Here is a 13,059-nt window from a genome sequence, read left to right as displayed (position 1 = left end):
TAGCGTTCACGCGCCGAGTGATTGCGCAGGCGTAGTCGTGAACTTTAATGCTGCCAAGTGTCCAGAAGCGGGTATGGAACTGCGGGTTATCGAGAAGACCGATACGGAACTCTCTATCGAGATTTCGGGCGAGGATCACACGTTCATGAACGTGCTGAAGGGGGCGCTACTGGAAACCGACGGCGTCGACGCCGCGACCTACGACGTGAACCCCGAACAGTCCGGTGGCCAGACCGAACCGATCCTCACGATCAAGACCGACGAGGACGTCGACGCGCTCGACGCGCTCGAAGACGGCGCCCAGCGCGTCATGGACAAAGCGAACAACTTCCGCGACGCCTTCCAGGCGGCCTGAGTCAGCACGCGAACTGCGTCACGTAGATTCTCCCGTCCGGTGCGACGTGAACGTCGACACCCACGATGCCGTTCGAGGTGTTTGCGAACGACGCCGGCGCGTCCGGACTGTTTCGATACGCGCTCACCAGCGCCTGCGCCATCGCTCGCTCCGAGTCGAAGCGTTGGCTTGCGTCCTGTCCCTGCCCGGCTTCCACCGCGAATATCACGGACGCGGGGTCGGCGTCGCCACAGGCGTCGTCCACGCGCCGTCCGACCGCCTTGCTGTTCGGCCCCTCGCCGTCAGCGTATTCCGCACGGACGCGATCCTGATTGAACGACGTCGCGGCCGACGAGAGCGGTTGGTCCCGCGTGAGGTTCGCGTCCCCGTTCGCCGCGCGGCGTGCGTTCAACTCCGAGACGTACTCCGCTTCGACGGTCGACAGTGAGAGGCCCTGGTACGTCGTGGCGTTTCCGGGAACCGGCCCGCCGTCGTTCGGGATGCCGGGGACGTCGACGATCCCCATGAACCCCAGTGCGAGGACGACCACCAGGAGTCCGACGCCGACGAAACCGAGGACGAGTTTCGTATCCAGCACGTCGAGGTAGCTCACGTCCGCCGAAGGGGAGCGGCCGCCCTCGTCGGCGCCGAGCATCTCGGCCATGACCGCCTCTTCGTCGTAGTCGACGTCGCGGCGTTCGAGCGGGCCGCCGCCACAGCGGTCACAGGGCGGGGTGTGTTTGGGATGGTCGTTCCCACACTCGGCGCACACCCAGACGGTGATCGTGTCACTGTCGTCGTCATCGGACTCGGGTGCCATCGGGACGACCGCCTTCTCGAACTCGCCGTGGCCACAGTTGTCACACGGTGGATCGTTCTCTTCGTGGGGTTTGCCACACCACGCGCACCGCCATTCCATTACTCGTTCGCTCGAAAGTGGCAGACAGGCAAATAGCTGGCGGGGACGGACGCGACGGCGACCGCCGTGACGCTTCGAGGACTGTACGACGTTTCGACGACCGGACGCGAACGCCCTTTGAGGAGATTCGGGAACGAGTAGATATGCGGAACCCGCTTCCGACCAACCGACTGGTCGCACTGACTCTGGTAGGAGCACTCGCCACGGCCGTGGTGGCGTCGGCGCTGATCGTTCCCGGCGTCATCGACACGTCAGCTGACACCAGTGGCGCCACACCGACGGCGGCAGGCAGTGACGCACCACAGCCCAACCAGAACTTCACGGCTGCCGTCTCGAACGGCAACGACGGTCGCGGTGGAGAATACGAAGCACACGAGGAAGAAGAGGAGTACGAGGACCACGAGGAAGAGGAAGAAGAGTACGAAGAACACGAGGAGCACGAGTAGGGGAGCATTGATGGTCGCCATTTCAAATCGGATCTCCAGCGCCGTCGCTGGAGCGCGCGAACAGTTGGGCGATGCGAAAGTCCGGTTCGAGTGCTGTGACACGACGTTCGTGGCCGCGGCAATCGGGCCGGGCGCGCGACGCGCCGTCCAGCGGGCCCAGCAAACGGCAGCCAGGCTGGAAGGCGTCCTGAACGCGTTCGACAGCGACAGCGCTGTCGCGGTACTCAACAGAACCGGACGCGTCGAGAACCACCACGTCGCGTCGGTCGTCCGGCGCGGACTGGCGTACGCCGATCGGACCGAGGGCGCCTTCGACGTTCGCCACGGGCAGTTCGAACACGAGCTGAAAGCCTACATCCGAGACGGGGGCGAACAGCCATCCGCGACGGACCGCGACGAAGCGACGGTCACCGTCGACGGGAACGAGGTCAGAACCGACCAGCCGCTCGACCTGAACGGCCTGGCGAAAGGGTACGTCGTCGATCACGCCTTCGACACGCTGGACGGACTGGGCCGTCACGGATTCGTCAGCGGCGGGGGCGACGTCGCGAACCCGACGGGACCGATCGGCATCGAGAACCCGTACGGTGCCGCGCCGGCAGAGGACGATCACCTCAAAGTACTGGACACGGAGTGGCACGTCGCGACCTCAGCGGGCTATCGGCGGGGCCGCGGCGGCGTCGACCACGTCTACGATCCCCGGACTGGCGACGCCGGGGCGCGACACGATCTCGTAACGGTCGTCGCCGCTCGCGACTGCACTGAAGCGGACGCGCTCGCGACGACGCTGGCGGCGTCGCCACTCGAGGACGCACTCACGCTCGCCGAAGCGTGGGACGGCCTCGAAGCACTCGTCGTCCACGACGGCATCTTCCACGAAACCGAGGGATTCGGAGACCATGTCGCGGACTAGACTCGCCGTCACGCTGGTGTCGCTGTTGCTCGTCGCCGCGACGATGCCCGTCGCGTGGCAGCTCGTGGATACGCGGGAACAGCAGACGATGCACGCGAAGGCCGCCGATCTCGCGGCCGATCAGGTGACGAACCGACAGGCGCCCGCGGACTACGACGGCGACGGGGTCAACGACACCGCCGACGCGTGCCCGACGCGACCCGAGACGGTAAACGACTTCCAGGACGGCGACGGCTGTCCGGACGTCGTCGCCACGACGGGGGCGTCCTGATGGATCTCGTCTGGCTCCTCGACCGCGCGACCGGACTCGTCGCCTATCCGGCGCTGTACGCCGCGACGGTGACGGGGATTCTGTACGGCGAGCCCCAGTTCGGGACGCTCGCGAAACTGGCTCGGCGCGTCCACGTCGAGATCGCCGTGTTCGCGCTGGTCGTGACGCTCGCCCACGGTCTGCTCGGCGTCCTCGACACGTGGCTCGTGGCGACCGGCCAGGCACCCGAGCCGCAGTACGGCACCACGTTTCTCGTCGCCGGTGCCGCAGTCGGCGTGGGCGCTCTGCTGTTGACCATCGTCGCTGCCCTGGGCTTTCTCGATGCGACGCGGTTCAGCGCCCCGTGGGGGCCACAGGTCGTCCACGGCTTCGCCTACGCAGGCTACGCCTTCGCAACGATCCACGCGGCGGCGATCGGCACGGACGTGCTCGGGCTGATCCGTCCGGCGATCGTTCCCGCGACGGCGTTCGTCACGTACCTCTTCGCGCTGCGCGTGCTGGTGTCGCACGGGCCCGTCTCTGACGGGGCCCCAGCGAGTCAGTAGGCGTCCCAGAGGTCGAACAGTCGGTCGACGAGTCTGTCGGCGAACGAACGGTGGTGGAGGGCGTACAGCCGTGACACGCGCTCGGGGTCGGTCACTTCGTATTCGACGGCTCGCCCGTCTCGTTCACTGGTCACCAGATCCGCGTCTGCGAGTTGCGAGAGGTGAAAGGAGACCGTCGACGCGGCCTTCCCGATGCGGTCGCTCAGCTCCGAGGTCGTCAGGGCCCCCTCGCTGACCAGGTACCCCAGAATCCGCCGCGCACACTGGCGCCGGAGCGCGTTCATCACCGCACGGTCCCCTTCGTCGAACGAGCCTTCCGGGTAGTAGCGGGTGTACTTCCCGTCCTCGGAAACTGCAACGAGGTCGGCGTCGGCCAACCACCGGAGGTGGTACTGGAGCGTCCCCTGCGCGTAGTCGAGTTCGTCGAGGAGCGCCCGGAAGTGAATGCCGGGCGTCGACTCGACGGCCTTGTAGATCGCTCGCCGCGACTCGAGTTCCAGTTCGGCAGCGTCGTCGTCCGCCCCCGTCATCTGTCTCCGGTGAGGACGTAGAAGAAGGCCAGGAGGCCGGCGAGTATCAACACGGCCGAGCTATGTTCGAGCAGTTCGACAGTCACGCCGCCCAGAATCGGTAGCAGAAAGTACTCCAGAAAGACGATCAGACCGTACAGCGCGAACAGACCGTACGCGCTGGCCACGACGAGCATTCGCCGATCGCGCTCGCGGCGCCAGGCCATCGCACTCAGCGTCGCCAGGGCGAGCGCGACGACGAAGATTCCGAGGCTGACGACCTGCTCGATAGTCTGTGCGAGCGTCAACACGACGAAGGGGCCGCCAGTGAGCATCTCCCTCAATTTCGGTGTCGGCTCCCGAAAAGCGTTCACGTCCAATCGTCGAAACCTTCCGCCGGTCGCTCGCGGTACAGTAACAAGTTACAACCGCACCGGCACGTCTCGCTCCTCCCCACCTTTTTCTGCGTCGGGTTCGCTCTCTCCGCTCGCGAACCCTCCTTGAAAAATCTGGACCAAAAAAGCCGCTCGCTCCCGACGGTTGCTCGCGGTACAGTAACAAGTTACAACCGCACCGGCACGTCTCGCTCGTCCAGGTACTCTTTGACGTGCTGGATGGAGTACTCCTCGAAGTGGAAAATAGAGGCCGCGAGACCCGCATCAGCGCCGGCTTCGGTGAACACCTCGTACATGTCTTCTGGGCCGCCACAGCCCGAGGAGGCGATGACCGGCGTCGAGACGGCGTCACAGACGGCCGTCGTCAGCGGGATGTCGTAACCGTCCTTGGTCCCGTCGGCGTCGATGGAGTTGACGAACAGTTCGCCGGCGCCCCGCTGTTCGGCCTCCTTGGCCCACTCGATCACGTCGATATCGGTGCCCTCGCGACCGCCCTTGACCGTGCACTCGAACCAGCAGGACTCCCCGTCGACCTCCGCATAGTATTCGCCCTCCTCGTCGAAGCGGCGCCGGGCGTCGACGCTGATGACGATGCACTGACTGCCAAAGGAGCGCGCCCCTTCCGTGATGAGTTCCGGCCGTTCGAGCGCGCCGGTGTTGATCGACACCTTGTCCGCGCCGGCGCGCAGCGTCTCCTTGATGTCCTCGCGGGTGCGGATGCCGCCGCCGACCGTGAGCGGGATGAACACCTCGTCGGCCACCGATTTGACGGTGTCGAGCATCGTCTCGCGGCCCTCGGCCGAGGCGGTGATGTCGAGGAAGACGAACTCGTCTGCGCCCGCCTCGTTGTACTTTTTCGCCATCTCCACCGGATCGCCGGTGTACTCCAGATCCTCGAAGTTGACGCCCGTGTACACCGCCGCGTTCCCGTCCTCGTCGATGTCCACGTCGATACAGGGGATGATGCGCTTGGTCAGGACCATGGTCTGTTACCTGTCAATCCGCGGCCGGGCAGTAAAAGCCGTCCGGACCGTCGTCACTCCCGCCCGACGCGTTTGCGAGCGTTCGCCGGGATCGCGTCGGTCCACACGAGTGCAGTTCACTCGGCCGTCCTTTCGACAAGCCGAAGTACCCCCCGCGTGAATCCCCGCGTATGACTGACGACCACGGCGAAGATCGCCCGGACTACGATCCGACGAGTCCGGACCTTCCCGAGAAGGAGCCGCCACTCCGGAGCACCGCACCCCAGAGCGACTACACGATGGGCCAGGTCGGGTTCGGCATCGTCGTCTTCCTCGTCGGCGTGGCCATCACGTTCGGCCTCCCGCTGCTCCTGTAAGGCCACACTTTCTTCCGGGTATGCAGCCGCCTAGAGCCCCGCCAGCGTGATCGCGTTCAGCGCGATCGTGAGCAGCGAAATCACGGCGAATCCCGCGAGAACGAGCGTCGCAGACCGCTCCGGGAGCACCCACCAGGCGACCACGAGAAGCGCCAGCGCGACGAACTTGAGCAGGCCGATCCCCGGATCACCGTACGTGTCGATGAACGCGCGAGCCACGGCGTTTCCCTCCTCGAAACCGAGTGCGATTCCCCGCATCGTCGCCAGCACGTCGAACACGGACGCGACGACGATGACGCTCCAGAGCACCGCCTCGGAGTCCGAGAGCTGACGCTCGACGCGCCAGACGAACGCCGGTTCGTCCCGCTCCGCGTCCATCTCTCGGAGAGAAATCGCGCGCCACGGACAAATAACGGACGGGTCGGTGCAGCGTGGTTCGACTGCCGTGGCCGTGGCGGTCGTCCCTACTCCAGTTCGCGGTCGATGATCGAACGACGCTCGGCGATGGCGTCGGCGTCGGTGGTGATCGTCTCGTCGCCGACCGTCAGGTCAAGTTCGGCCGACTCGTCGGTCGTTCCGACGGTCTCGACCGGTGCGATCCCGTCGAAGGCGGCCGCGACGGCGTCGGCGTCCGTCGTTTCGATGACGACCCGACCGGGTTGCTCGTTGAACAGCAGGTGTGCCGGCGATGCGTCACCGTCGAGCGTGATCGAGGCACCGGCGTCGTCGGTCACCATCTCGGCCAGCGTGACCGCCAGCCCGCCGTGGCTCACGTCGTGAACGGCCAGCGTCTCTTCGGCGTCGGCCACCGCGGCCAGCGTCTCGACGAACGCCGCGCGCTCGTCGGGCAGGTCGGGGTACTGGTCGCTGCCGTCGAACTGTGCGAGATACTCCGACCCGCCCAGCCGCGCGTCGGCCTCTCCGGCGAGGCTGCGGTCGTTGACGACGACTAGTTCCCCGTCGCCGGAGAACGCGGCGGGCGGCGCGTCGTAGCCTTCCTTGGTTCCGACCAGCGCCAGCGTCGGCGTCGGCGGGATCGGGCCGGCCGTCGAGTCGTTGTACAGCGAGACGTTCCCGCCGACGACGGGCACGTCGAGTTCGCTGCACATGTCTGCGAGGCCGTCGATGATCCCCTTGAACCCGCCGTAGACGTCGGGTTTCTCCGGGTTGCCGCCGTTCAGACAGTCGACCGCGGCCAGCGGCGTCGCGCCCTTGGCCGCGACGTTCGTCGCGTTCTCCAGCGCCACGGCCCGCGCACCGTCGTAGGGGGCCGCCGTCGTCCAGTTGGGGTCCGCGCCCGCCGAGAACGCCAGGCCGACGCCTTCCTCGCGGATGGCCAGCAGCGCCGCGTCGTCGCCCGGCGCGGTCGCCGTCCGGACCTGGACTTCGTGGTCGTACTGGCGGTAGACCCACCGCTTCGAGGCCGTGTTCGGACTGCCGACGACCGCCTCGAACGCCTCGGTCAGGTCGACGTCCGGCAGATCGGTCTCTGGTTGCGCGGGTTCGACCGACTCCAGATCGTTGAACGGCGCGCCGTCCCCGAGGAACTCCGCGGGCGTGTCGACGACCGTCTCACCCTCGAAGGTACAGACGTAGTTGCCCTCGGTCACGTCGCCGATGACCGAACAGCCGAGGTCGTAGCGCTCGGCGATCTCCCGGACTGCGTCGACGTTGTCCGGCTCGACCTCGTAGGCCATCCGCTCCTGGGACTCGGCGAGCAGGATCTCCAGCGCGTTCATGTTCGGTTCGCGCTGGTGGACGCGTTCGAGTTCGATCTCACAACCGAGGCCGCCCTTGGCGACCATCTCGCTGGTCGCGCCGCCCAGGCCCGCGGCACCGAGGTCACGCGCCGACTCGACGAGGTCCTGATCCACGAGGTCCTCGTTGGCCTCGATGAGCAGTTTCTCCGTGTACGGGTCGCCGACCTGGACCGCGGGTCGGTCCTCCGTTTCGGCGTCCTCCGCGAGGTCCTCGCTGGCGAACGAGGCCCCGCCGAGTCCGTCTCGACCCGTCCCGTTGCCGACGAGGACGAGTTTGTTCCCCGGCTCCTGCGCTTCGGCGGTGACGAGCCGATCGGCGTTCGTGAGGCCGATACAGGCGACGTTCACGAGCGGGTTGCCCTCGTAGTCGTCGTGGAACGCGACGCTCCCGGCGACCGTGGGAACGCCGATACAGTTGCCGTAGTGGCTGATTCCCTCGACGACGCCCTCGAAGAGGTAGCGGGAGTGTTCGCGGTCGAAGCCGCCGAAGTACAGCGAGTCCGCGAGCGCGATGGGATAGGCGCCCATCGACAGCGTGTCGCGGACGATGCCGCCGACGCCCGTCGCGGCGCCGTCGAACGGGTCGACGTACGACGGGTGGTTGTGGCTCTCGATCCCCATCGTGATGTACGTGTCACTGTTCCCGTCACCGTCGGTCGACGGGAGCGCGACCACTGCCGCGTCGTCGCCGGGACCGACGACGACCTGGTCGCCCTCGCTGTCGAACGCCCCGAGGAGCGGTCGCGACGAGCGGTACGCGCAGTGTTCGCTCCAGAGGTTCTCGAAAAGCGCAGCTTCGGCCGCCGTCGGTTCGCGGCCGAGTTCCGCGGTGACGAGTTCGCGGTCCGAATCGGAGAGACTCATTGAGAATCCGTAGCTCCAGGCCGGCTAAATCGCTTTCCATGTCCAGCCTGGACACCGGCCTCCGACCCCTGTGTTTCGTCAGTCGCCGGCCCGTCCAGCCAGCCAGTCGCTCGCCTCGGGGTCGACGAACCGGTGTTGGTGACGATCACCGACTGGGCCCGCCGACGAGGAATCGTCCCCGCTCGCGATGCCGTAGGCCTCGCTTGCCCCTGTCAGTCCGTGTGCGGCGAGTCGGTCGATCACCGCGTCGGGAACGTCGCGATCGTCGGGCACTTCCACGAACAGGACCTGATCGGTGAAGCTCTCGGCCGCCCAGGCCGCCTCGACGCCCTCGTGCCCCTCGACGTCGGCGGCGAGTTCGTCGTGTTCAGCGTGACAGCCGGTCATACGAGTCAGTGACGACTCGCGGTCAAAAGAGAACAGTCCCGAAGCTGTTCGGGACGAAAGAACGGAAAAGGAAACGGCGGCGTTCGATTACGCGTCGTCGGCGTCGGCCGGCTGGCCGCCGTCCGTCATCGCTTTCTCTTCCTCACCGCCGTCTGCGATGGCGGTCTCGATGCGGTCCTTGTGCCAGACGAACTCGCGGCCGTACAGTTCGGGAGCCTCTTCCTTGAGGTTCCACGGGTCCGCGCCGACCTGGCGGCCTTCCAGCCAGGAGGTGACGATGTTCCAGACGAAGATCATCTGGCCGACCAGCAGGATCAGCGCGCCGACCGTCGCCATCTGGTGGAAGTTGACGATCTGGGTGAGCGGCGAGATCGCGGCGCCGAAGTCGTAGGTCGCGTAGCGGCGGGGCATGCCGAGGTAGCCCAGCACGAGCATCGCGAAGAACGTCAGGTTCGTCCCGATCATCGTGAGCCAGAAGTGCCACTTCGCGAGCGTGCGCTGGTACATCCGACCGGTGTAGATGGGGAACCAGTAGTAGACGCCAGCGTAGACGCCGAACGCGATGGCGCCCATGATGACGTAGTGGAAGTGCCCGACCACGTAGTACGTGTCGTGGAGGATCATGTCGACCGGGATCGACGCGAGGAAGACGCCGGTGACCCCGCCGATGATGAAGTTGGCGACGAAGCCGATACAGAACAGCATCGGCGTCGTCAGGCGGAGTTTCCCGTTCCACATCGTCGTGATCCAGTTGAACGTCTTGACCGCGCTCGGCACTGCGATCGCTAACGACACTGCCATGAACGACGCCCGAAGCCGGGGGTCGATGCCCGTGGTGAACATGTGGTGCGCCCAGACCCCGAAGGAGAGGACGCCGATCGCGAGCGTCGAGTACACGACGAACTTGAACCCGAACAGCTTCCGGCCGCAGAACTTCGGCAGGATGTAGCTGACCAGGCCCATCGGCGGCAACACGAGGATGTACACTTCGGGGTGGCCGAAGAACCAGAACAGGTGCTGCCAGAGGATCGTCCCACCCGCTTCGAGCGCGAAGAAGGTGGTCCCGAAGTTCCGGTCAAGCAGCAGCATGATGAGCGCGCTCCCCAGCAGCGGGAACGCGAACAGAATGATCCCCGACTGGGTCAGGATCGTCCACGAGAAGATGTCCAGGCGCGCCCAGTTGACCTCGTCGTCACGTTCGGTGAAGATGGTCGCGACGAAGTTGATCGCCCCCATCGTCGCCGAGACGCCGGTGAGGTGCAGGCCCAGCATCATCAGGTCCGCACCCGCCTGGGTCTGCTCGACCGACAGCGGCGTGTACATCGTCCAGGACGTCTGTGCCGCTCCGATACCGGGAATGAGGAAGCCGCCCCAGACGAGCAGTGCGCCCGGCGGGAGCAGCCAGAACGCGATTGCGTTGATGCGGGGGAACGCCATGTCGTCGGCCCCGATCAACAGCGGAATGAAGTAGTTCGAGAACGCCGCGAGGATCGGCGTCCCGAACAGGAACAGCATCGTGATCCCGTGACTCGTCAGGATCGCGTTGTAGAAGTTGTTGTCGATGATGGCGCCAGTCGGAACGAGGAGCTGCAGTCGGATGAGCACGGCCATGATGCCACCGACGGCGAAGGCGAGGAGGCCGTACGCACCGTACAGCATCCCGATGTCCTTGTGATCGACCGTGGTCAGCCAGCGGATGATGCCGCCGGGTTTCTCGCTGTGTCCGTGAGCCGATTCCTCACCGAGCGCGCTCCCACCAGCCAGCGGTGTGTAGGAGCGCCAGTTTTCGACACGCGCCAAAAGCGCTGCGACGGCGACGAGGAAAACCCCCATCAACACCGTCAGCGCAAGCTGCCCTTCAGCCATGATATGCAAGTCTCTGACCTGGGGGCTAAAGAAAGGTTCCATTTTGGTGTCCGTGGGGACGCGTTCGTACCCACTCTGTCAGGCAGAACGGACGGAAAGTTCGTGCGACGAACGGCAATGCGGCGGGGAACTGGCCAGCAGTCAGGGTCGATCGGACTTCCTCGACGCTGGACACGATCCGCTGGTGGAACGACGTGAGCGGAAAGACGAAGGGGTCAGTTCGCCGATCGGTTACTCTGCGGCTTCCATCTCGGCTTCGGCCTCGGAGATCGCCTTCCCCGCGAAGTACGTCAGGATAGAGAGCAGAAGCGCCGTGACGATGATGATGGAAAACTGGAGCGTCGATACGAGGTCGTTCCAACCGAAGGGGTTCACGAACGCGTACGCGATGACGAAAAAGACCATGATCCCCAGCGGAATGCCGTTGACCGTGAGGTCCAACAGCGTTTCACGGTCGAAGGTCTTCGATGACATGTTCCTCCATTCGTAGACGCAGGTAAATAGATTGTCGGAATCGACCGCCGACGCGCGACGGGGCCGAAAGGGTCTCAGGCGTCCATCGCGTTCGCTTCGAGCACGCGTCCGGCCCCACCAGCGGCGACCAGGATGACCCCTGAAATCGTGATCGCGAGCGCACGCGGGACGACCGGTCCGAAGTCGCCGGGGTTCGCGATCACGTCGACCATGACGCCCGCGTCGACGCCGACTTGCGACGCGAACAGCGCGCCACCGGCGACGAGGAGCAGGGCGCCGAACCCGACGAGCGAGCCCCAGAGCGCCTCCACGTAGCCCGACTCTTTGAGGATGCCCGCGACGCTGCCGCCGAGGAGCAACAGTCCGCCGACTGCGATGGCGAAGATGCCGATAATGATGCCGACCTCGGAGAGCGTCACCCCGAGCGCCACGAACAGCGGCCAGGGACTGGCCATCCGGTACTGGTCGCTGAGTCCGGGTTCCTCGTTCATACCCACTAACTGGACCTCTGCAGTGAAAGGCGCATCGGAACCTGTCCGAGCACCCGGGGTGACCCCGGTGGAACGCAGACGAACCAACATATTCACTACATCCCCTCTCTAACCGTCGCACATGGCTGATAATGCGGGCGTTTCGCGCCGGGGATTCCTGCAGGCGGCCGCTGGCGGTACCGCGGTCGCAGCGGCATCCGGTACGGCAGCCGCACAGGAAAGTAACGAAACGAGCGGTAACGGGACTGCTGGCAACGAAACCAGTGGCAACGAGACCGGCGGCGGTGGCGGCGGAGGCGGCGCACCCACGGGTCCGCCGGACCTCGGTGGCTACCTCGACGACGCCAACAACTACGACGGGAACGTCGTCGACGAGACCGGCAGCTCAGAGGTGACCGTCGAGGTCGGTGTCGGCGACGGCGGCCTGGCGTTCGGGCCGGCTGCGGTCCACGTCGACAACGGCGCCACGGTCAAGTTCGAGTGGACGGGCGAAGGTGGCGCGCACAACGTCGTCGCCGAGGACGGCTCTTTCGAGTCGGGTGCGCCCACCGCGTCGGCGGGCGTCAACTTCGAGCACACGTTCAACTCCGACGGCGTCTACAACTACTACTGCAACCCGCACAAGGCGAGCGGAATGCTGGGTTCGATCGTCGTCGGGACCGACTACCCGACCAAAGCCCCCGCTGGCAGCGGTGGTGGTGGTGGTGGCGGCGTCCCGGTGCTTCCGGACAGCGCGAAAACCATCGGCGTCGCCACGTCGCTCGTCATGAGCGCGACGCTCGGACTGGCGTACTTCTTCATGAAGTACGGCGGCGATTACGACGTGTCGCAGTAACGAACGGAGCCGTCGCAGTCAGCCGTTCGACTTTTCCACCGTGACCTGGACGCCCAGGTCGAACCCAGGTTCCCCACTCGCGAGACGCAGTCGCGCGTCGCTCCAGTCCACACCCTGTCTGAGGTCGCCTGCCGGATCGCGACCGGCACCGATCGCCCTGAACGTTCACACCGTCTCTGGGGTCGTGTGAATCTCGAGGTCGACGGGGCGCCGACGGCCTTCGAGGTCGGCGACGATGCGTTCGACGACTCGCTCCGCTTCGTTTCGGATCATCGGCTTGACCTTCTCGATGACCCAGTCCAGCGAGACGAATCGGGGGAGGTCGATCGAGTCGGAGTCAGCAGAGTCGGGGTGGAACTGGACGAAGAGTCGGACGCGACAGGCCGTCGGTTCGTTCGGTGGCGCTTCGTCGGGGACGTGATCGATCCCCCAGTAGCCCTTCGCGTCGATGTCTTTGGTGATCTGCCAGTCGATCCTGGCTGGCGGGTCCACGTCGGTCACCTTCGAGTGGGCAGTGTAGGACAGTTTCCACCAGGCGAAGGTGATGTAGTAGTTCGTTCCGGGGCTGCCGTCGCCGTCGTGCCGGACTTCCTGGAGGTGTTTCGAGTAGTCGGCGTACCGGGGGAAATCCAGGAGGAAGTCGTAGACCTCCGCCGGTGGCAAGTAGACGACGGTACTGACCTCGACGTGATCCACGGGGGATATTCAGGG

At 65.7% G+C, this 13,059-nt stretch carries 18 protein-coding genes; 7 read left to right on the top strand and 11 right to left on the bottom strand.

Annotated elements, in window-relative coordinates:
• Positions 1-73 precede the first annotated feature (73 nt).
• Positions 74-355 carry a DNA-directed RNA polymerase subunit L gene (locus tag ACFR9U_RS09545; RefSeq protein ID WP_247374331.1) on the top strand — a complete coding sequence of 94 codons (282 nt, stop codon included), beginning with the start codon at positions 74-76 and terminating at the stop codon, positions 353-355.
• Between the two features lies 1 nt (position 356).
• Here ACFR9U_RS09545 and ACFR9U_RS09540 read toward each other — a convergent pair whose 3' ends face one another.
• Positions 357-1,253, bottom strand: coding sequence for a CAP domain-containing protein (locus ACFR9U_RS09540; RefSeq protein ID WP_247374334.1), 897 nt, complete (start codon positions 1,251-1,253; stop codon positions 357-359).
• Between the two features lie 143 nt (positions 1,254-1,396).
• On the opposite strand from ACFR9U_RS09540, the gene ACFR9U_RS09535 reads away from it, so the two are divergent.
• Genes ACFR9U_RS09535 through ACFR9U_RS09520 form a run of 4 tightly spaced genes read left to right on the top strand, consistent with a single transcriptional unit; the run spans position 1,397 to position 3,428 of the window.
• Positions 1,397-1,699, top strand: coding sequence for a hypothetical protein (locus ACFR9U_RS09535; RefSeq protein WP_247374336.1), 303 nt, complete (start codon positions 1,397-1,399; stop codon positions 1,697-1,699).
• 10 nt (positions 1,700-1,709) lie between these two features.
• Complete coding sequence (locus ACFR9U_RS09530; RefSeq protein ID WP_247374349.1) at positions 1,710-2,612, top strand: FAD:protein FMN transferase; 903 nt, start codon at positions 1,710-1,712, stop codon at positions 2,610-2,612.
• Positions 2,599-2,883, top strand: coding sequence for a hypothetical protein (locus ACFR9U_RS09525; protein ID WP_247374352.1), 285 nt, complete (start codon positions 2,599-2,601; stop codon positions 2,881-2,883). The genes ACFR9U_RS09530 and ACFR9U_RS09525 overlap by 14 nt, the downstream gene beginning before the upstream one ends.
• Complete coding sequence (locus ACFR9U_RS09520) at positions 2,883-3,428, top strand: hypothetical protein (RefSeq protein WP_247374354.1); 546 nt, start codon at positions 2,883-2,885, stop codon at positions 3,426-3,428. Before ACFR9U_RS09525 ends, ACFR9U_RS09520 begins: the two co-directional genes overlap by 1 nt.
• Here the strand turns inward: ACFR9U_RS09520 and ACFR9U_RS09515 are convergent.
• From ACFR9U_RS09515 to hisF, 3 genes are all read right to left on the bottom strand, one after another.
• Positions 3,422-3,958, bottom strand: coding sequence for a winged helix-turn-helix transcriptional regulator (locus tag ACFR9U_RS09515; protein ID WP_247374365.1), 537 nt, complete (start codon positions 3,956-3,958; stop codon positions 3,422-3,424). The genes ACFR9U_RS09520 and ACFR9U_RS09515 overlap by 7 nt on opposite strands.
• On the bottom strand, positions 3,955-4,272 hold the full coding sequence (locus ACFR9U_RS09510) for a hypothetical protein (protein WP_247374368.1): 318 nt from the start codon (positions 4,270-4,272) through the stop codon (positions 3,955-3,957). The genes ACFR9U_RS09515 and ACFR9U_RS09510 overlap by 4 nt, the downstream gene beginning before the upstream one ends.
• Before the next feature lie 227 nt (positions 4,273-4,499).
• Complete coding sequence (hisF, locus tag ACFR9U_RS09505) at positions 4,500-5,315, bottom strand: imidazole glycerol phosphate synthase subunit HisF (RefSeq protein ID WP_247374386.1); 816 nt, start codon at positions 5,313-5,315, stop codon at positions 4,500-4,502.
• A gap of 170 nt (positions 5,316-5,485) precedes the next feature.
• Between hisF and ACFR9U_RS09500 the strand changes: the two genes are divergently transcribed.
• A complete protein-coding gene (locus ACFR9U_RS09500) occupies positions 5,486-5,671 on the top strand; it encodes a DUF7550 family protein (protein ID WP_247374389.1) in 186 nt (61 codons plus the stop codon).
• Positions 5,672-5,701: 30 nt separating this feature from the next.
• Here the strand turns inward: ACFR9U_RS09500 and ACFR9U_RS09495 are convergent, their stop codons facing one another.
• The 6 genes from ACFR9U_RS09495 to ACFR9U_RS09470 form a co-directional block, all read right to left on the bottom strand.
• Positions 5,702-6,049, bottom strand: a complete 348-nt coding sequence (locus ACFR9U_RS09495) for a DUF5658 family protein (protein WP_247374393.1) — start codon at positions 6,047-6,049, stop codon at positions 5,702-5,704.
• 86 nt (positions 6,050-6,135) lie between these two features.
• Complete coding sequence (purL, locus tag ACFR9U_RS09490; protein ID WP_247374397.1) at positions 6,136-8,295, bottom strand: phosphoribosylformylglycinamidine synthase subunit PurL; 2,160 nt, start codon at positions 8,293-8,295, stop codon at positions 6,136-6,138.
• Between the two features lie 78 nt (positions 8,296-8,373).
• Entirely contained in the window at positions 8,374-8,682 is a 309-nt protein-coding gene (locus tag ACFR9U_RS09485) for a hypothetical protein (protein ID WP_247374403.1), read from the bottom strand.
• 87 nt (positions 8,683-8,769) lie between these two features.
• Entirely contained in the window at positions 8,770-10,548 is a 1,779-nt protein-coding gene (ctaD, locus tag ACFR9U_RS09480) for a cytochrome c oxidase subunit I (protein WP_247374406.1), read from the bottom strand.
• 231 nt (positions 10,549-10,779) lie between these two features.
• Positions 10,780-11,022, bottom strand: coding sequence for a DUF6684 family protein (locus ACFR9U_RS09475; protein ID WP_247374410.1), 243 nt, complete (start codon positions 11,020-11,022; stop codon positions 10,780-10,782).
• 74 nt (positions 11,023-11,096) lie between these two features.
• Complete coding sequence (locus tag ACFR9U_RS09470) at positions 11,097-11,513, bottom strand: DUF7541 family protein (protein ID WP_247374413.1); 417 nt, start codon at positions 11,511-11,513, stop codon at positions 11,097-11,099.
• A gap of 121 nt (positions 11,514-11,634) precedes the next feature.
• Here ACFR9U_RS09470 and ACFR9U_RS09465 point away from each other — a divergent pair, with 121 nt between their 5' ends.
• Positions 11,635-12,348, top strand: a complete 714-nt coding sequence (locus ACFR9U_RS09465) for a halocyanin domain-containing protein (RefSeq protein ID WP_247374416.1) — start codon at positions 11,635-11,637, stop codon at positions 12,346-12,348.
• A gap of 165 nt (positions 12,349-12,513) precedes the next feature.
• Here the strand turns inward: ACFR9U_RS09465 and ACFR9U_RS09460 are convergent, their stop codons facing one another.
• Complete coding sequence (locus ACFR9U_RS09460; protein ID WP_247374437.1) at positions 12,514-13,044, bottom strand: SRPBCC family protein; 531 nt, start codon at positions 13,042-13,044, stop codon at positions 12,514-12,516.
• Positions 13,045-13,059: the final 15 nt, after the last annotated feature.

The sequence above is a fragment of the Halorientalis brevis genome, assembly GCF_042678165.1.
In the GTDB taxonomy this organism is placed as follows: Archaea; Halobacteriota; Halobacteria; order Halobacteriales; family Haloarculaceae; genus Halorientalis; species Halorientalis brevis.
This window is presented reverse-complemented; position numbering and strand designations above follow the sequence as displayed.